Genomic DNA, 18,229 nt, shown 5'->3' on the forward strand with positions numbered 1-18,229 from the left:
ATGACACTGAACAGTATGCAAAAAAACGGTTTGTTGTTGGCGGCATTCGCAGTTGTTGCCACGTCTCTGGTTATTGGTGTGCAGGTGCTGACCGAAGACAAAATTGCCATGCAGCAGCAGCGGCAGGTATTGCGCACATTGAACCAACTGATACCGCCAACCATGCACGACAACGACTTATATCAGTCCTGCCGTTTACTGGAAAACCCGGCCTTAGGCAGCAGAAAGCCGCAACCCTTATATCGTGCATGGGTTAACGAAGAGCCAACCGCGCTGGCAGCGGAAGTCATTGCACCTGACGGCTACTCCGGTGCTATTCGTTTGTTAGTGGCTATTAAACCCGACGGTGAAGTCCTGGGCGTAAGAACTCTGCGCCATCAGGAAACCCCCGGTTTAGGCGACAAAATTGAAGTTGAAAAAAGCGACTGGATAAAAAGCTTTGCTGAGAAGCAAGTTCGCGGCGCAGACGATGACCGCTGGGCGGTGCAACGCGACGGCGGCATGTTTGATCAGTTTACCGGCGCCACCATTACGCCTCGCGCCGTGGTTTCGGCAGTAAAACGTGCGACTTTAGAACTTCAACAACAGGCTGACGTTTTATTTAATGCCGACTTACCTCACTGTCAGGAGGTTCAGGAATGAATGAATACAAACATTTAACCAAGCAAGGCTTATGGGACAACAACCCTGCGTTAGTTCAGCTACTAGGGTTATGCCCTTTATTAGCGGTTACCGCTTCGGTAACCAATGCCCTGGGTCTTGGACTGGCCACCTTGTTCGTTCTGGTTGGCTCTAACATTACCGTGTCTCTGGTACGCGAATTTGTGCCATCGGAAATTCGTATTCCGGTCTTTGTTATGGTTATTGCCACCTTTGTCACCATTATTCAATTACTGATGAACGCCTACGTATTTCAGCTGTACCAGTCGCTGGGCATCTTCATTCCGCTCATTGTGACCAACTGTGCCATTATTGGCCGTGCAGAAGCTTACGCCTCGAAAAACCCATGGCAACGCGCCGCCTTCGACGGACTGGCAATGGGCGCAGGCTTTGCCTTAGTGCTCGTGGTATTGGGCGCAATGCGCGAAATTATCGGTAACGGCACGCTGTTTAATGGCGCAGAACTTTTGCTAGGTGACTGGGCCGCACAATTGCGAATTGAGCTATTCACGGTAAATTACCCATTATTGCTGGCGATACTGCCCCCCGGAGCCTTTATTGGAATGGGCTTTATTATTGCGTTGAAAAATAAAATAGATTCAGTACGCAGCGCCCGCGCCGAGAAGAAAACCGTTACCCGCGCACGGGTCACTGCCTGAAAAACATAACAACAAATGACTTATTATGAATAAAACCAAGCGTTACGAAATTTTAAGCCGGCTACGGGACAACAACCCAAACCCAACCACGGAACTGGAATATGACTCACCCTTTCAGTTACTGATTGCGGTCTTGTTATCCGCACAAGCTACCGACGTTGGGGTTAATAAAGCCACTCGTAAACTCTTTCCTGTAGCACCCACCGCAGAAACAATGCTGGCTCTGGGTGTAGATGGCATAAAAGAATACATAAAAACCATCGGCCTGTTTAATTCCAAAGCCGAGAACGCTTACAAAACCTGCAAAATTCTGGTTGAAGAATATGACGGCGAAGTCCCAGAAGACAGAGCGGCACTGGAAGCCCTGCCCGGTGTTGGTCGTAAAACTGCAAACGTGGTGTTAAATACCGCCTTCGGCTGGCCGACTATTGCCGTAGACACGCACATATTCCGCGTGTCTAACCGCACCAAACTGGCACCGGGGAAAAACGTCAAAGAAGTAGAAGAAAAGCTAATAAAAGTGGTGCCGGCGGAGTTTAAAGTCGATGTGCACCACTGGTTAATTTTGCATGGCCGTTACACCTGCATAGCCCGCAAGCCAAGGTGTGGTTCCTGCGTTATTGAAGACTTGTGTGAGTTTAAAGAAAAAACCAGCGATTGAGCTTATTACAGCTCAATCGACGATGGTTTAGTCAGTTGTACAATAACGCGGCGGTTAATCTGACGGTTTATCTCATTGTCGTTGGATTTAACCGGACGATCTTCACCATGAGCGACGGTTTTAATCCGCTCGGCGTCTATGCCACGCTCAACAAAAAACTGCTGAATTTCTTTCGCACGCTGTTCGGTTAATTCCTGGTTTGGCCCGCGCGCTCCAAGCGAATCGGTATACGCATCTACCAGAACCAGTTCCAGTTCATTATCCACCTGAAGATAGTCGCTAATCTGTTTAAGCTTTCGTTGTGAAGCCATCGTCAGTTTTTCGCTGTCGGCTTCATGGTTAAGCACCGTGTATGCAATATCGTCAAAGCTAAACGGCAATAACGCATTTACACAGCTCATAAAGTCATCATAAGTACGGCGAAAGTTCACCGACGACAAAGACACTGCCACCTGATCACGGTTGTTGTACCAGTCATCGTAGAAAAACGTAGGATACCGACCTTTATCCAGCTCACTTAACAAGGTCCATGCAAGCTGCTTACGTAACTCACCGTCAAATTGCTTATACAGCTGCATACTGCCAATGCGGTAACTGGACTCACCCGGCTGCCAGCGCGGCGGCACCGACTCGATAGCAGACACACCATAGCTGTCCGGTAACTTCCGCATCTCCATTTTCATGCGCAAATTGAGCTCTTTGCTCGCTTCACTATGAAAACGAACCTTACCGTAACGCGGAATTTCATGTTCCATCTCGCAGGCTAAGCGGTTTTTTTCACTAATCTGCCAGGCGGAGTTATCCAGGTTTGCACTGTAGTGCCTGACTGAGTTTGCTTGTGCCTGCCCGCTTAATAGCAGCAGCGAGGCTGAAACAGCAGTCAACATCGGCCAATTTTTCATAAGCGCCCCTGATTTATTTCTGATACGTCTGTTATCGGCAAGCATTGCGGTTGCTTTAGTATTTCTGCAAGCAGAACTCGGTTATCTTTGGCATAATGGCGTTATGTTTTATTCACTACGGAAATTCTATGTCAGACAGCTCTAACTCGCTTATGAAACAACGCTTTCGCGGCTACATGCCGGTAGTCGTCGATGTCGAAACAGCGGGGTTTAACGCAAAAACCGATGCGTTACTGGAAATAGCTGCAGTCTTGCTGGATTTCGATAACGACGGAATACTAAAGCCGGTCGACTCGGTTCATTACCACGTAAAGCCCTTCGAAGGCGCCAACATTGAACAGGCAGCTATCGACTTTAACGGCATTGATCCGCACTGCCCCTTGCGCGGCGCCGTAGAGGAAGGTGAAGCGCTGCGTGAGCTTTTCAAGCCTATACGAAAAGCACAGAAAGCCGCAGGTTGTCAGCGTAGTGTTTTAGTGGGACATAATTCAAACTTTGATCACGGTTTTGTGATGGCCGCCGCTGAGCGTGCCAATTTAAAACGTAATCCGTTTCATCCTTTTGTCAGTTTTGATACAACATCGCTTGCGGCAATGACCTTAGGGCAAACCGTACTGATTAAAGCCTGCCAGGCCGCCGGTATTGAGTTTGACAGCAAACAAGCACACTCAGCCTTATATGACACCGAACGCACCGCAGAGCTCTATTGCTGGATGATTAACCGCTGGAAGGAACTCGGTGGCTGGCCGCCGGAATCACGTCAGGATAAAAGTTAACTTTACACACGAAATTCGGACATAAAAAAGCCGCTCAAACGAGCGGCTTTCTCAATTCAGTAAACGCTTACAGTTTGTCAGCGTTTTTAGACAAGTAAGAAGCAACGCCTTCTGCGTTTTCTTTCATGCCTTCTTTACCTTCTTCCCAGCCTGCTGGGCAAACTTCACCGTGCTTCTCGTGGAAGTTCAGTGCGTCAACCATACGCAGCATCTCGTCGATGTTACGGCCTAATGGCAAGTCGTTAACGACCTGGTGACGAACCATGCCTTCTTCATCAATTAAGAATGAACCACGGAACGCAACGCCAGCTTGTGGGTGTTCAACGTCATACGCTTTACAAATGCTGTGACGAACGTCAGCAACCAACGGATATTTCACCTGACCAATACCACCAGCGTCGGTTGACGTATTACGCCATGCGCTGTGAGTAAACTGAGAGTCAATTGATACACCGATGACTTCTACGCCACGTTTTTTGAATTCGTCTAAACGTTTATCAAATGCGATTAGCTCTGAAGGACATACGAAAGTGAAGTCCAACGGATAGAAGAAAACCACTGCTTTTTTACCTTTGATGGCATCTGACAGTTTGAAATCTTCAACAATTTCACCTGAACCTAATACTGCTGCTGCAGTAAAATCAGGTGCCTTACGACCTACTAATACAGACATCGATTCTCTCCATTTAATGTTGAGTGTGTTAAATCTTCACCTGTAGTGATGGGGATGCCTCAATGAAAAAACAAGGTCACTCTCGACATTCACTACAGACTGTCTACTATTTGCTTAAATTCTATTCAGCTGAAGGCTACTTACCCCGCTGAAGGCTCTTTATTCAGCCGAAGGCTCCGGATGACGCTCTGCAACTTCAGAAACCAATTCTTGCAGTTCGCCGTTCTGGAACATTTCCATAATAATATCACAACCGCCGACCAGTTCACCCTCAACCCAAAGCTGCGGGAAAGTTGGCCAGTTTGCGTACTTAGGCAGTTCTGCACGGATATCCGGATTTTGCAGGATATCGACGTAAGCAAATGCCTGCCCACAGCCCATTAAGGCTTGTGATGCTTGTGAAGAGAAACCACAGCTAGGCAACTTCGGAGAGCCTTTCATGTACAACAGGATTGGGTTTTCTTCGATTTGCTGCTTAATTCTGTCAACCGTTTCCATAACACCTCTGCTTAATATAATGGTTGATTAAAACACTCAGGTATTTTAACACAGCCTATAAAGTTTTGTCCTAAATTGGAAGATTTCCTTGAAAAGCAATCCAGTCAGCCCTATATATCGTAAGGTATAACAAGAAAGAACCTGCACAAGTTAACGTGCAGGTCGCACATTTGCACTCATAAAGAACGGAGAGAAAAAATTATGGCATTTGAACTACCGGCTCTTCCATACGAGAAAAACGCTCTGGCACCGCACATTTCAGAAGAAACTCTGGAATACCATTATGGTAAGCATCACGCAACTTACGTGAGCAAACTGAACGACGCCGTTAAAGGTACCGACCTTGAAAGCAAGTCTCTGGAAGACATTATTAAGTCTGAAAAAGGCGGCCTGTTCAACAACGCTGCACAGGTATGGAACCACACTTTCTACTGGAACTGCCTAAGCCCGAACGGCGGTGGCGAACCAACAGGCGCGATTGCTGATGCAATTAACGCTAAATTCGGTTCTTTCGACAAATTCAAAGAAGAGTTCAACGCAAGCGCTGCCGGCAACTTCGGTTCTGGCTGGACATGGCTTGTGAAAAAATCTGACGGTTCTGTCGATTTACTGAACACTGACGACGCAGATACCCCTGTCGCTCACGACGGCGTAGAAGCTCTGCTGACCGTTGATGTTTGGGAACACGCCTACTACATCGACTACCGTAACTCTCGTCCTAACTACTTAGAAGCTTTCTGGAAGCTGGTAAACTGGGACTTCGTGAACAAGAACTTTGCCTAAAGCAAACTTGTGAATGATTAAGGAAGGCGCCGAAAGGCGCCTTTTTTGTTACTAAAAAATCATGTCCAACTGCTCACGATAACGGTCAAACGCTTCAAACTGCGGCATATGACCAAGGCCTTCCAGCTCATACAAATGACCATCAGGAATTTGCTCAACCACTATTTCGCCTAGTTGGTCGTAGCGGCCCAGCTGATAATCAACGCCTTCTTTTTTCCAGCCACGGCCGGGGCCGGTGGTGTCCCGGGTTCCCAGAATTAGATGCGTTGGTACCGTTAATTGGTCAAACTCGTTAGATACATTACCGGTAAAAATCATGTCGTACGTCAGCGCGTTATTCCAGGCTACCAGATCCCAGTCATCGCCGTTTATCCAGCCTTCGTGAATTTTAATTAACGCTTCGTAATCCTCTGACCATTTACCGTCATAGTAATTTTTCTTCTGGTAGGCCCGAACTTTATCAATGGTTTTGCCCTGCTCGTTCTTATAAAAGAAGGCGGGGTCTTTGTATTGCACATAACGCAAATAGTCTTCCAGGCCAACAGGGTTAACCAACACCAGCTTCTCGACATTGTCGGCATGGTTCAGAGCATAGCGGGTAGCCAGCATGCCGCCCATGGAATGACCCATAACAACAAGCTTATCGATTCCAAGCGACTCTACTAACGCCTTCGAGTTATTGGCCAGAGCTTCGAAGGAAAACTGATAATGCTCAGGTTTGGAGGACTTACCAAAACCGATTTGGTCCGGCATAAGCACCCCGTAGCCTTTTTCGTGAAGATAGTTAGCGGTTTCTTCCCAGTAGTCTGCCGCGAAATTTTTTCCATGCAGCAACAAGACCGTTGGCTGTTCGTCTTTCGCCGGTAAGTGCATATAAGCCATTTCCAGTTTCTGTCGCTGGCTGTCAAATTCAAAGGTATGAACTTCAAAAGGGTAAGAATAACCACTCAAGCGAGCGTCGTATTTCGGGGCGTGGTCGTCAGCAGAAGTCGACGCTGTCAGCCCAAATAGAAAAGCGGTAAACACGGTATAAATCCAGGTACGCATGTGCAAGTCCTTAGTTTAACTTTTAATCGTTACTGTTTCGGTAAGCATTTAGACACGATAGTTCCTTTCGACGACATCTGCAAAATTCGAGAGTACACCCCAGGCTAGCGGAATAGGTTGGTATCAGAGATCACCCTCAACTTTATTGAGTATCAAGCTGCGATGAATAATACCAAGTTCAAAGCGGCTATCGTTGGCATTAACCGTGTTATCACCAAGAAGGAAATATTCTTCTTCGCCTGTTGTATATAAGCTATTAGAATATTTTTTATCTTTTATCACTGCAGATGCCGGCAAATACTGCACTCCAGACTCAATCAGCTTTTCTGGTAGCTTTACTTTCTCATCATTTATATAGACACCATCTTCTTCGAGCTGAATCGTTTCATTAGGAAGACCTACAATTCTGAAAACCAAAAGATTAAATTGCTGAGGATTTTTCACAGCAACCACATCCCAGCGGCTGGGTTCATAGCCCAAAGACGAAAGAATCCCTATTTCAACTGTCTGCCCGGCTTTTATTGTCGGCTCCATTGAAGAGCCATTTTGAACAAATTCGCGGCTAAAAGCAGATACACTGAACAATATCGTAATTATTAAAAAGACATTTCTTCTCATCTTTAAGCTACTTAATAACTGTTATATTTTTGCTTTCAATAACTGGTGAAAATGACTCAACCAGCTGTTCGTTGAAACCTTCTATTTTCTGAATATTTTCCAACTTATCTAAGTCGCTTAACGACGACACCTCAAAACGGTCATCTTCACCATCCCAGAAAGGTACTAGCTGACCGTAAATTTCTCTTGAAGCGTCATAACTTAAATGAGTAATACGGGACAGTAGCTCCTTCGGAATAGCCAGCCCCCTCATGTAATCCAGAGCCTCCGGTATGCTTTCATAACCGGAAACTGAAATTTCTCTGGCGTCATAGGCTTTAGCGAAGTCTCTTAAATTAAATTCAGGAGACAACAACTTATGAATGTACATGAGCTCATCAATAACCATTAATTTAAAATTCAAATCTTCGAACTGAGCTTCACCGCCGGTAGGAAGCTTGTATGCCGGACTCAAATCCAGCGCCAGCAAACTCGATAACTGCGTAGCAGCACGACCATGGCCATTGGACGCCAGTAATTTCGCCAGCTTCCCGACCCCTTTTGAGCGAGTGAGTAATTTTTTAACCGAGTCATTTTCGTCCTGCTCAGGAGCAAATAGACAATTAATTGCGTGCTCGTTTTGCTCATCAGTCCACTGTCTGACTTTAGGCTCCAGATAAACGATTATTTGATTTAGCTGCTGAGCCGGGTATTCCTCAGAGTCGAATAAGTCAAAGAAAAGCCGCCAGGCCAGGCCACCATCGTTTTCATCAACCATAGAGGTTATATATAAATCAATGAGCCGAGCTGCAACCTGACGGTGCTCATCGGAGCGTTGCAATACAGACAGAATCAAGCCATTACCGAAGCTGATGTCTCTTTCGACACAGCTAAGCACCCATAACTCATAATTGGAGGGGCAGTTGTCTGAATGATAAAAACAGGTCGTTAAAAAGGTTTCGACGAGCTTGTAACCCGGCTGAAGGCCTGATTTATCAACCAGCAAACCTTCGGCATTAGAAACCGCTGATATTTTCTCGTAGATTTCGCTGAGAATAGGTTGCGACTCATCAAATACTTTTACCAGCTCACGCGGGCTCCGTGCGCTTCCATCGCTCTGGTTTAGTAGCAGTAACCATTGATACGCAGCCTGACACTCTTCTTTCTTGTTATAGTCCAGATAAAGCAGTCGGCCAGACCACTCGTTAAATATAAATTTCGCACTCTCTGCCGATTTAGCCGCTTTTAAAAAGTACGTTCCAATAGCCGCAATAAGCTGACCACTTTTCTTGTCACGAAGATCAATATTGGCTGCCAACGAGAACAACTGGCGTACGAGTGTATGCTTTGCTTCATCATCATAAGCATTAACGTTCTGCGAGAGCTTACCAATAATGCCTAATGTTTTTTTGCTACCGGACTTAATGGCAAAGTTTAAGTCTCGGTCAGGGCCTTCAACTGCCTCAAGAAAGTTTTCGAATACCATTAAGTGCAAGCCTCAAAGGGTTGTTATTCATGTTTGAGAATTTCATTAAATGCTTCATCGCTCAGTATCAACGGAGCCATAAAGTCCCGTACATACTCTTCTCGTTCCTGGAGAGCGGCCTCGCCCCACCAACCTGAGTCAGCTATATGCTTAAGAAGTAACTTTGTTTCCAGTCGGTTCCTGTCGGCGCGTTGCCACTCGAGCCAGTCTTGAGCTCGTTTTTTCTGGCCTTCGTCAAAACTGGATGAAACGAGCAAATCGAACACCTTAAAAGCCAGACTTGCCGTCAAAGGGCTACCTTGCGCGTCTTTGAGAGAAGAGTATTCGTCGAACTTAACGGCCATTAGCGTCTTATGTAAGGCCAACAACTCATAGTAACTTTCAATTTCAATGTTCATATTTCATTTCTTATACTTTTTCTGTTGCGCCACTTCAACGACGTTGACTATTTCTTTTCAGCTGTACGGCCCGGTGAGGCATCAATAGAAGTCAAAATCTCACGGGTAATTTTTTCACGTTTGCCAAGATCAGCCATCCGGTTCGGCGTGTCGATATTCAATGCGAAAAACACCGGGCCCTCAGGCCATTCCACCCAGCCTACCCACCAGCCAAAGCGACCTTCCCAACCGGTTTTTGCTCGTAAAATCCACTTCCGGTCAGCTTCAACAATCATCAGATCTTTTATTAGCCGCTGATGTTCTACCGCAAAAGGCAGTTCGTTACGGTAGAGCCTTTGCAAAAAGGCGATATGTTCATTGGCAGAAATAGCCAACTTCCCATCTAGCCAATAATTACGGACATCGTCAGACGGAGCTGCATTCCCATAATCAATACGCTTTAAATAGCCTTTCGCTTTTTCGGATCCCATATCTTCTGCGAACTGCTGATAAACCCAAACAGTTGAGTTACGTATAGCCGAGCGCAGGTTCTGGTCACTATTATGTCCGGCAAAACTTCGCTCTACTCCGTCCCACTTAAACACCTCAAACTCGTCCTGAACGACGCCAGCATCAAGGGCAAAAAGTGTGTGTGGAATTTTAAATGTTGAAGCGGGTGAGAACCGTTTTGCAGCTCTTTCTTTATCAAACACAAATGTCGTCTGATCATTTTTACGTCCATCGACTACGACAATAGTGCCCTGGACTTCATATTTTTCGAATACGCTTCCCCAATCAGAGCGCTCCTGAGTCTCCGCACAAACGGGAACGGCAAAGCTCAATATAAAAAGCGTAAATAAGCTAAGTTTCATGTTGTCTCCAAAAGGTCTGGCGCTACGTTTTTATTCTATGGCTTACTTAACTGGCATCTGTGGAAATGGTGCTTCGACAGTCCTTAGGTTCCACAACTATTTACTACACCATAGCCAGCAAGAGTACCGCAATAAAATTTACGTTACACGAAAGTGACGCTGGCCGCTCGGGCGGCTACACTGTGCATTATTACTCGCTTTAACGGAGGCTCTATTATGCACGGCAGCTCACTTGGTCAATTCGGCAACTATCTGCGAGAAAAATGGGTCTCCCCGCGTCGCGTTCGGTTCTGGCTATTGGTACTGGTTATTCTCTACACCTTAGTGGGCTTTTTTGCCTTGCCCTGGATAATCCAGTACGTTGCGGTGAATACCGCTAAAGAAGATTTTGGCCGTGAGTTGCGCATAGAGTCGGTGCACACTAACCCGTATACACTAACGCTTAGAATGAACGGCGTTACGCTAAATGACAAAGATGATCGGCAGTTACTTGGCTGGGGCAATCTGTTCGTCAACCTGGAATGGTCGAGCATTATTGACCAAACCTGGACTTTCGAAGCAATTCGCATAGACAAGCTAATGATTCAGGAAGAACGCTTTGCCTCGGGTGAAACGCGCTTATCCCGTCTCGCCGCCGAAAGCTCTGGCCCAGAATCGGAGAAAAAAGAACCCGGGAAAGAAGAATCGGCGGAAATGCCTGCCTTACGCATCAAAGACTTTAAGTTGGAGAACGGGATTCTGCGTTTTGCTGACAACTTAAAAAACGTGACGACTAATGATGATACCGAACCCAAACAGGTGTCACTGGCTCTGCAGAATATCGGCCTCTCGGTAAAGGATTTCACCCTACGAAATGACGCCAGCTTCCCGCTGCGCCTGAATGGTCAGCTTACAAAGGGCGGTAAACTCGCCTTCGACGGAACCTTTCAATTATTGCCGAGCCCAGCTCTGGAAGGAAATGCCGAAATTAGTGAGCTGGCGCTTAAGCAGGCAGCCCCTTACCTACAGCAGTTTATGAACGTGCAGCTCGAAAACGGAACACTGACCCTGAATGGGAAAATGAGTACCAATGCACAACAACCTTTTGCTTTTAAAGGCACTGCCGACATTAACACGCTGAATATCAAAGAAGCCTCTAACGACGAGACTCTCCTTGGATGGGATAGCCTTAAAACCGAACAGCTGGATTTGAACATAGCAAACAAAGAGATTGAAACAGCGCCCATTGTCGTTAAAGGTTTGTCCGGCCGGGTGGTCATTAACCAGGACAAAACCACTAACTTCGGAAAACTTATCGTTGATGCGCCAGCCGACACAAAAAACGATACGAGTAAAAGCGAGGAAGGCGAACCGTTCAGTATCACTATCGAAAGTGTTGAGCTGTCTGACGGAGACGTTCAGTTTGCCGATAAATCTCTGCCGCTGCCCTTCTCTACAAGTATTCATACGCTAAGCGGAGAAGTGTCTACTTTGAGTTCCGGTTCGTCTGAGCCGGCACGGGTGAAGCTTGAAGGTGAGGTAGCAGAATATGGCCTGGCACAGGTAAACGGCACCGTTCACGCCTGGCATCCAATGCGACAGACTACTATTAATGTCAGATTCCGTAACCTTCAGATCCCGGAATACTCTCCTTACACCGTGAACTTCGCCGGCCGAAAAATAGCAAACGGCACGATGGATCTTGATCTCGATTACACCGTTAATGAGGAAAAGCTAGACGGACAAAATAACTTGGTGCTACATGACCTGAAACTGGGCGAAAAAATGGAATCCAGCGACGCTATGGATCTACCGCTGGACCTCGCCATTGCATTGCTGCAGGACAGCGACGGTGTCATTGACCTAAATCTGCCGGTGAGTGGAGATGTTGGCAACCCGCAGTTCGACTTTGGCAAAGTTATCCAACAGGCTGTGGGAGACGCTATTAAGTCTGTCGTTACCGCACCTTTCAGCTTTTTAGCTAACCTTGTGGGCGCGGACTCAGAAGAAATGGGTAAAGTTGAATTTCCGGAGGGACGTACCCATTTGCTCCCTCCCCAGCGTGAACGCATTGCTAAGCTTCGCGAAGCACTCAACAAGCGCCCCGCTCTGGCTCTGGAGCTAGCAGGTCCATTCAACCAGGCTTTCGATGCTCCTGCTCTGAAAGAAGATAAAGCGGTGAAAGTTTTACAACAACGTCTGGCGGAAGAAGGAAGCGAGGTAGAGGAGCCCAGCCTGACAAGCGAGTCGAATCAGGCTGCTATGGAGGCAATATTCTCCTCTCATTACCCGGACACAGAACTCGAAACCGTAAAAGATCGCTTCACTGAAAAACCAAGTGAAGCATCCAATGAAGCGAAGTTCGATGCGTTGGCCTATCGCAACCACTTAGCTGAAAAGGTTATAGCCGCGCAGTCGATTACAAATGAGGAGCTCAAAGCCATTGCAAATGCACGTGCAGAGGCAGTGCGCGACGCTTTGGTCAACAATTCGGATAGCGGTATATCTGCTGACCGGGTGCGTATTACAGCGCCTCAGGAGGTTGATTCAGTAGAAGCCGAACGGATTGCCATGGAACTTGCTGTTACAACGGATTAAACCGCCCACGCGGTTGGAGCACAGCAATATTCGTCAGCAAGGACGCTGTCGATAGAACTGACATAATAACCGGTAAACCTCGGGCATGTGCTCTTTCATGTTCTGTGGGTCTTCAAAAAAGGTTTCGCTGCATACCGCGAAAAATTCAGCCGGGCTGGTTAACGAATAGCCATCAAGCGGTAACGGCCTATGATGGATAGAATCGCTCTGCAACCTTTCCCAGGCCGCCGAAAAAATATCGTGCCATTCGCCGGGCTTCATATCCGGATGCATCGGCGGCGCACCGTTAGCACCATCGCGCAACATATCAAGCTTGTGGGCAAACTCATGAATAACAACATTACTGGCTTTTCCATGACGAGCATGAGGCCCGGTTTGACATACCGACTGCCAGGAGAGAATTAACGGACCGCGCAGCCATGCTTCACCGCTTAACCCAGGGCTTTGAGGGTGAACAACGCCGTCGTCGCTACGATACGGACGATTAGGAACAAAGTCCCCTTCATAAAGAATAATGCTATATAAATGGTCGTACCAATCTAACCCAAGGTGCAGAACAGGTACGCAGCCCATGGTCGCTATTTTTAAACACATCGCATCGGTGAACTGAAAACCCCCGCCTGATGCAAAGTTTTTACGAACCAGAAAACGGAAGCTCATATCTCGCAGAGCATCACGCTCCGCCCCTTGATAACGCGCCATTACCGGCCAGTCTGCTACCGCTGACTCCCACTCACTTATCGTGAAACCCATTTTTCTAATGCGTCTATTCTCAAACCAATTGCGTAATCGCTTAAACATGGCATTCTCGGCGTTGAACAGAGACGCAATAGTGAAATTGATTAACTACTTGGTTTCGCAAGGGTTTGCACTCCTTTCCCTGAAAATACCCAGCCGCTTAAACCATCCTGGTTAATCTGAATGGCCATAAAGTCTTTGCCGTATCGTATACGTTTAACGTCATGGTCAGTTCCGGCCGAAACATCGAATACAACGCTGCAACCCGGTTTATTGGAGTAACCACATTCCCAATTGCTGTATGCCGAGACAGCTTCCGTAATTTTTACTTTATTGCCACGATCTCTAGCAATATCGGCAGCCCATAGACCTAATACCACAAGGCAAATAGCGATGATTATTCCAATACCCAGTTTCATTCCCAACCCAGCTCTTTATATGTTTTTTTATCCTGCTCCGGGAAGCCACTTTTGTATTCTCCCCAGCCCATATACTCGTAATATTTAGTCATAGCTTCAAAGTAAGATGAAGCTTCGCAGGTCCAGGCTAGTTTCGCTCCAGGCCCTAACAAACCCCGGGCACTATCACCCCGAGGGCCGGAAAGACAAAACGTCTGTGATTTTTCACCTTCAGTCCATAGTTCGTGTTTCATAACCCGTTCTTCAACTCAGCAACAAACTCATCGAGAGATCTACCCATATCGAAAACACCAAAGTCAAAATCAACATAGTAGACAGTACCAACAGAATTTGTAAAAAGCACGTTATCGCCTAAGGTGACGGCAAAAGGGCTGAGCTCCATGCCGTTAAGGTAGGGTTTGTAGGCATTCGCAATCTGCTCTTTGTCTTTCTGGGGAATCTGTTCAATAATTTCCAGATTTTCATCCGGTATTGTCTTTGCAAGCTCCCGATACAAAGACACATCAATAAACTTTCCTACAATATCTGTGTTGTGATCAGGGGGAGCCAACAGTTTGTCCTTTGTATTCCATAGGGTATTGAGGAGACTATACTACCTTTTGAAATTAAAACATTACCAGCACCTTTACTTAACTTGATGACTCTTTATATCAACAATTCAAGGGTTAGATGCTGAACTTATCGAAAGTACTTAGGCAGAGGTGTATTCGGGGAGCAAAGCGCTGAGGTTAGTCCTCAGCACTATTTTCAGACTCTTCTGATTCGGCTGCCAGTTCCAGCATTTTTTCACGGAAACTGTCCAGGCCTTTCATGACTAAATCATAGGTTTTGTCGACACCACTTTCGACTTCACCTTCATAGGCTTGCAAGCCTGTCAGAATATTTTTGGCGTCATCAAAGCCTTTTTCAATACCGCCAGTAATAGCTTCCATGAAATTATTCAGAGTGTCTTCTTCCGATTCGCCCGGGTTCATTTCCTTGTAGCGACCATAAAAATTGGTGGCAAAAGAAACAATGCGATCTGCCGTGGCCTCGGGAGAAGTATCAACGCCGGAATCGTAAATTTTCTGCGTGGCATTTTTGCCCATTACTGGTTCCAGCTCGGCGTTAATGCCTTCCAGCGCCGTTTTGTACAATAAGCTGAGCGAATCATTATTACTGTTCAGCGATACCCGCTCATGAGCGCGCAAAATGCCGGCATTGTTTGCCTGCTTAGACTGCGCCGCCATCTCTTTCATACTGTTGCGGTTGTCGTCGGTTTTTGCCGGACTGTTCTGCTTGCCAGAACCCGTTACGGAGGTGCTATTACCTGTAGTAATTGACATAATATTGCTCCTGAAAAGTTCGGCTATAGCTTGATTTTAGTATAGCCCGTAACTTGTTAACGGCAGCTACTGGTTAAAGTTTAATCTTTTTCCACAGCAGCATTGACCAGCCCAAGTATGCTCATTACTAGCTATTGATAACCACTTTCTCAGCATTTGGGAATAACGAGCCAGCTCGGTTAAACACCACGTCGGTATGCTTTTTCGAGAGAGTGATATCAATTGCATTTGAGCTCTGATTGAAAACAGTCACAATTCTGTCAGCTTTCTGAATACGAGCTACCTTGTGTTTGTTAATGAGTTTCCCCAGCGAAGGCGCGACCCTGGCCAAAGGAGTATGAAGAATCCGTACAGAATCTCCCGTTTCTTGCAAAACATGTTCGGGATTATTTAAACGCGATGAGCGAAGCATAAAAAGAACAACAACTAATGAAAGCGGCCCTAATAAGCTTAGTAAGTAAAAATACTCCATTCGATACTCCTTTTCTTTTTGTAGCTCTCATCAGACAAGGTATCAGCTACAGATTGAAAAAACGAGGCTAAGCAGATGGCGCTTACAGCTTCAAGATCCTTCTCTTCCATTTTCCTGACAATCACCGAAACCTCCGGAAGTTTAATACTGCTGCGAGTGTCACCAACTCAAGCTCCAAGTAATGGAAGATGCTTCAAGCTATGGTACTTCAGCGCCATCTGGAGGCAATGACTTAATGGTCCGCTCGCGGGATACGCACTTAAGGGAATAACAATAGCTCTTTTTCCTTCGTACTGGAATTCATCCGGGTAGACCTCTTTAAAGGTTTCTACCAAGACAGTCTGACAATGAAAGTAAACCCTAATGACATCGGGATCTTTGGGCTTCCAGTCCATTCGAATGGTACTGCCGCCCTTCACTAGATAGCTAGGCTCACCCCACTTGAGAGTTTCTTCAACAGTACCCAAAGCATTTTCCTCGGCTACTGAAAAAATTAGGTTGCGAACATTTTCAAGCTGCCTTTGTGCCTCTACCGGGTAGGAAGCAAATTTGGCTTGTATCTCCTCGCAAGCGTTTGATATTTTCAAGTGTGTTTCATCTATTTCTGACATTGCCCGCCTCCATTCGTGAAGTCAGTGCTTAGTTCGGTTGTTCATTGGCGAGCTCAGCCTTTTTTTAAAGTCAAAGCTCCTAGCGTGCGAGTTAAAGAAAGATCCGTTTGCATCTTCATTTCTTCGGCCAGCCGACAGATTTCCATATTAAAGTAATTCATCTCTGTTTCGCGGTGCGCTCTAACATCCTGAAGAGTCGAAATCAAATATACCGTTATCCGCATCCAGTAGCAGAAAAATTGAATTCAACACTGTATTGATTATGCCTTTTTCCAAATTTCATATCGAATATCAGGCTCATTATAAAAACGCAACGCTTCAGTATTGATAGTGCCTGCAATGTCAGCCGTTTTCTCGCCAGTACCTTCGAGCAAACCAATAGGCGACGGTTTAACCATACGGGCGGTGTAAGAAGACTCTTGTACTTTTTCCGCAGTGATATAACAACGCAGCGCGATACGCTACGAAAACCTTTATTCATAAAAGGGCATTCTGCAGCCCTAGCCTGCTTGCTACAGCGCATTGTTAACTATTTACGTAAGATCACGAATCCTGCGTGCCAGTGCCTCGAATTGGCTCTTTGTCATGCCGGTTAGTATTGGCTTCTCCCAATCGAAGAACCTTTCGTCATGAACCGCCTCAAAAATGAGGCTATATATTGCCTCTAATTCCGAAGTTGTAAACGCGCCTTCCTCGTACATACCTTCGTAAGTATGACGAAAGGACGAAATTAGCCCATCCACTATGCGAGATATAATCGGCGTTGTAATGACAATATCCCCTCTCATTTCTAGTTCTCTTAGACAATTTTCGATCGAGACCTGAAGTTGACTCATAATCTGGTTACTCTTTGATATTTAACGCCCCAAGCAGAGGCTTATTTCCCGTTTTGGAGCAAAGCGACAGCAAAATAAGTCCTGCTGGCTTGGCTTGTTAAGTGTTTTACACAGTACATATTTCTGTCTTTGTTTGCTCAGGTACATTAACCCAAGCTGTGGAATTTGACAGCTTTAGAGTAATGCCCAATCCAGAAGCTGCAACACTGACAATTTGCTTATACCAGTCTGTGTGAGTCCATTTTCTTGATACGGGAGCTTTGAAACCATTTGCTTCATTATCCCAATAAACCTCAGCTGCCTCTCGATAAATATATTGATACATAGGCTTGCCGCCGCTAGCTAGCAAGACAAACATTTCACCGTTTTCTAATATCTCAATTTTGGATATTTCTTCGATTTCCATAGTGACACTTAACGCCTGCAACAAGCGGCCGAAAAAACCGCCAGTTTTTTGAGGTTCAGCCGTCCGCTCAACGGACGGCGATGCTTGATGGCCTTGTTATGAGCTGCTTGGCAAATACTTCTGCCAAAGCAACTCAAATTCGTTTTTGTTTATTTCACAGCCCTCGAACTCTTGCTGTGAAGTGATTTCTTCTATGCTTGGGACTTCTACGATTCCCACACGAGTGCCAGCTACTTCAATTGACTTGCTGGCTACTCCGACCTTCCCATTGCGAAAGAACTCCAACTTCCTTCTTTCAAAGTTATCAGGGCCGATCTCAGATACCAGGCGGATAGGCTCTTCTTCATAATCATGAATCCATCGCACATCTATGTATCGCACGAGACCTCCTTACAGTGACTCACGCTCTTGTTTAGCGGCGCACCAGGGCGTCCGGTAGAGGCCGCAGGCCGGAACAAACTACAACAACTTGTTATGCCAGCTTGGCTCTGAATTCGAAATTTCTTTCCACATAAAAGTCTCGATCTTTCGCTGTAGAAAAATCTTTTGAATAGCTCACTGGGTAAGGCTACCCTCTTGCTTTAGCCTGCGGTCGTAGGCCCTGTACTGACTATAATTCGAGATGAATGTTTCCATAGGTATTCAGGCCTAACGCTGGTGGTAATGGGCGGCAACGGAACGCAGCGTAGTTGGCGTCCCGTTGACCACATTGTTAGCCGCCCATCGTCAGTCGAAACCACTCTTTTCCCACAGGATCATCAACGCAAAAGTCATCAAACACTTGCTGTAATGGGAAAACGAGGTGGCCATTTATCTCCTGCAAGTGCTTACACTTGCAAAAGTATATGGTGTCG

25 protein-coding genes are annotated in these 18,229 nt (G+C 46.2%); 6 read left to right on the forward strand and 19 right to left on the reverse strand.

What is annotated here, in order from left to right:
* The 3 genes from rsxG to nth are packed head-to-tail and all read left to right on the forward strand — an operon-like array spanning nt 1 to nt 1,980.
* A complete protein-coding gene (gene rsxG / locus ACN0TF_RS05420) occupies nt 1–642 on the forward strand; it encodes an electron transport complex subunit RsxG (protein WP_417441079.1) in 642 nt (213 codons plus the stop codon).
* Nucleotides 639–1,319, forward strand: coding sequence for an electron transport complex subunit E (locus tag ACN0TF_RS05425; protein WP_317498825.1), 681 nt, complete (start codon nt 639–641; stop codon nt 1,317–1,319). The genes rsxG and ACN0TF_RS05425 overlap by 4 nt, the downstream gene beginning before the upstream one ends.
* A gap of 25 nt (nt 1,320–1,344) precedes the next feature.
* Entirely contained in the window at nt 1,345–1,980 is a 636-nt protein-coding gene (nth, locus tag ACN0TF_RS05430; protein ID WP_417441080.1) for an endonuclease III, read from the forward strand.
* Nucleotides 1,981–1,985: 5 nt separating this feature from the next.
* Here the strand turns inward: nth and ACN0TF_RS05435 are convergent, their stop codons facing one another.
* Nucleotides 1,986–2,882, reverse strand: a complete 897-nt coding sequence (locus tag ACN0TF_RS05435) for an OmpA family protein (RefSeq protein ID WP_417441081.1) — start codon at nt 2,880–2,882, stop codon at nt 1,986–1,988.
* 128 nt (nt 2,883–3,010) lie between these two features.
* Here ACN0TF_RS05435 and rnt point away from each other — a divergent pair, with 128 nt between their 5' ends.
* Nucleotides 3,011–3,658, forward strand: a complete 648-nt coding sequence (rnt, locus tag ACN0TF_RS05440; protein ID WP_417441082.1) for a ribonuclease T — start codon at nt 3,011–3,013, stop codon at nt 3,656–3,658.
* 67 nt (nt 3,659–3,725) lie between these two features.
* Here rnt and ACN0TF_RS05445 read toward each other — a convergent pair whose 3' ends face one another.
* Both ACN0TF_RS05445 and ACN0TF_RS05450 read right to left on the reverse strand, forming a co-directional pair.
* Nucleotides 3,726–4,331 (reverse strand): peroxiredoxin, encoded by a 606-nt coding sequence (locus ACN0TF_RS05445; protein ID WP_011235036.1) that lies wholly within the window; start codon nt 4,329–4,331, stop codon nt 3,726–3,728.
* A 159-nt stretch (nt 4,332–4,490) separates the two neighbouring features.
* Nucleotides 4,491–4,829: a Grx4 family monothiol glutaredoxin gene (locus ACN0TF_RS05450; protein ID WP_011235037.1), complete on the reverse strand. Its 339-nt coding sequence runs from the start codon at nt 4,827–4,829 to the stop codon at nt 4,491–4,493.
* A gap of 201 nt (nt 4,830–5,030) precedes the next feature.
* Here ACN0TF_RS05450 and ACN0TF_RS05455 point away from each other — a divergent pair, with 201 nt between their 5' ends.
* Nucleotides 5,031–5,612, forward strand: a complete 582-nt coding sequence (locus ACN0TF_RS05455; protein WP_322406091.1) for a superoxide dismutase — start codon at nt 5,031–5,033, stop codon at nt 5,610–5,612.
* A gap of 51 nt (nt 5,613–5,663) precedes the next feature.
* Here ACN0TF_RS05455 and ACN0TF_RS05460 read toward each other — a convergent pair whose 3' ends face one another.
* The 5 genes from ACN0TF_RS05460 to blaOXA all read right to left on the reverse strand — a co-directional run bounded on the left by ACN0TF_RS05460 (nt 5,664) and on the right by blaOXA (nt 9,991).
* Entirely contained in the window at nt 5,664–6,659 is a 996-nt protein-coding gene (locus ACN0TF_RS05460) for an alpha/beta fold hydrolase (protein WP_417441083.1), read from the reverse strand.
* Nucleotides 6,660–6,782: 123 nt separating this feature from the next.
* Nucleotides 6,783–7,277, reverse strand: a complete 495-nt coding sequence (gene lepB, locus ACN0TF_RS05465; protein ID WP_417441084.1) for a signal peptidase I — start codon at nt 7,275–7,277, stop codon at nt 6,783–6,785.
* A gap of 7 nt (nt 7,278–7,284) precedes the next feature.
* The gene (locus tag ACN0TF_RS05470; protein ID WP_417441085.1) at nt 7,285–8,742 is read right to left on the reverse strand and encodes a DUF6892 domain-containing protein; all 1,458 of its coding nucleotides are present in this window, start codon (nt 8,740–8,742) and stop codon (nt 7,285–7,287) included.
* A gap of 23 nt (nt 8,743–8,765) precedes the next feature.
* Entirely contained in the window at nt 8,766–9,140 is a 375-nt protein-coding gene (locus ACN0TF_RS05475) for a hypothetical protein (RefSeq protein WP_417441086.1), read from the reverse strand.
* A 47-nt stretch (nt 9,141–9,187) separates the two neighbouring features.
* Complete coding sequence (gene blaOXA / locus ACN0TF_RS05480; RefSeq protein WP_417441087.1) at nt 9,188–9,991, reverse strand: class D beta-lactamase; 804 nt, start codon at nt 9,989–9,991, stop codon at nt 9,188–9,190.
* 216 nt (nt 9,992–10,207) lie between these two features.
* On the opposite strand from blaOXA, the gene ACN0TF_RS05485 reads away from it, so the two are divergent.
* Nucleotides 10,208–12,568, forward strand: a complete 2,361-nt coding sequence (locus tag ACN0TF_RS05485) for a DUF748 domain-containing protein (protein ID WP_417441088.1) — start codon at nt 10,208–10,210, stop codon at nt 12,566–12,568.
* Nucleotides 12,569–12,601: 33 nt separating this feature from the next.
* Here the strand turns inward: ACN0TF_RS05485 and ACN0TF_RS05490 are convergent, their stop codons facing one another.
* The 11 genes from ACN0TF_RS05490 to ACN0TF_RS05540 all read right to left on the reverse strand — a co-directional run bounded on the left by ACN0TF_RS05490 (nt 12,602) and on the right by ACN0TF_RS05540 (nt 17,756).
* A complete protein-coding gene (locus ACN0TF_RS05490; protein ID WP_417441089.1) occupies nt 12,602–13,369 on the reverse strand; it encodes a zinc-dependent peptidase in 768 nt (255 codons plus the stop codon).
* Between the two features lie 41 nt (nt 13,370–13,410).
* Nucleotides 13,411–13,725 (reverse strand): hypothetical protein, encoded by a 315-nt coding sequence (locus ACN0TF_RS05495; RefSeq protein WP_417441090.1) that lies wholly within the window; start codon nt 13,723–13,725, stop codon nt 13,411–13,413.
* Nucleotides 13,722–13,958 (reverse strand): hypothetical protein, encoded by a 237-nt coding sequence (locus tag ACN0TF_RS05500; protein ID WP_114981973.1) that lies wholly within the window; start codon nt 13,956–13,958, stop codon nt 13,722–13,724. Before ACN0TF_RS05500 ends, ACN0TF_RS05495 begins: the two co-directional genes overlap by 4 nt.
* Entirely contained in the window at nt 13,955–14,275 is a 321-nt protein-coding gene (locus tag ACN0TF_RS05505) for a hypothetical protein (RefSeq protein ID WP_417441091.1), read from the reverse strand. Before ACN0TF_RS05505 ends, ACN0TF_RS05500 begins: the two co-directional genes overlap by 4 nt.
* A 178-nt stretch (nt 14,276–14,453) precedes the next feature.
* Nucleotides 14,454–15,050: a DUF5610 domain-containing protein gene (locus tag ACN0TF_RS05510; protein ID WP_417441092.1), complete on the reverse strand. Its 597-nt coding sequence runs from the start codon at nt 15,048–15,050 to the stop codon at nt 14,454–14,456.
* A gap of 127 nt (nt 15,051–15,177) precedes the next feature.
* The gene (locus ACN0TF_RS05515; protein WP_417441093.1) at nt 15,178–15,522 is read right to left on the reverse strand and encodes a hypothetical protein; all 345 of its coding nucleotides are present in this window, start codon (nt 15,520–15,522) and stop codon (nt 15,178–15,180) included.
* Nucleotides 15,523–15,689: 167 nt separating this feature from the next.
* The gene (locus ACN0TF_RS05520; protein WP_417441094.1) at nt 15,690–16,133 is read right to left on the reverse strand and encodes a DUF1801 domain-containing protein; all 444 of its coding nucleotides are present in this window, start codon (nt 16,131–16,133) and stop codon (nt 15,690–15,692) included.
* Between the two features lie 53 nt (nt 16,134–16,186).
* Nucleotides 16,187–16,357: a ketopantoate reductase C-terminal domain-containing protein gene (locus ACN0TF_RS05525; protein ID WP_417441095.1), complete on the reverse strand. Its 171-nt coding sequence runs from the start codon at nt 16,355–16,357 to the stop codon at nt 16,187–16,189.
* A gap of 36 nt (nt 16,358–16,393) precedes the next feature.
* Nucleotides 16,394–16,531: a hypothetical protein gene (locus ACN0TF_RS05530; RefSeq protein ID WP_417441096.1), complete on the reverse strand. Its 138-nt coding sequence runs from the start codon at nt 16,529–16,531 to the stop codon at nt 16,394–16,396.
* Between the two features lie 544 nt (nt 16,532–17,075).
* Entirely contained in the window at nt 17,076–17,375 is a 300-nt protein-coding gene (locus tag ACN0TF_RS05535) for a hypothetical protein (RefSeq protein ID WP_417441097.1), read from the reverse strand.
* A gap of 96 nt (nt 17,376–17,471) precedes the next feature.
* Nucleotides 17,472–17,756: a DUF6881 domain-containing protein gene (locus ACN0TF_RS05540; RefSeq protein ID WP_417441098.1), complete on the reverse strand. Its 285-nt coding sequence runs from the start codon at nt 17,754–17,756 to the stop codon at nt 17,472–17,474.
* Between the last annotated feature and the right edge of the window lie 473 nt (nt 17,757–18,229).

The sequence above is a fragment of the Idiomarina sp. genome (genome assembly GCF_048265525.1).
In the GTDB taxonomy this organism is placed as follows: Bacteria; Pseudomonadota; Gammaproteobacteria; order Enterobacterales; family Alteromonadaceae; genus Idiomarina.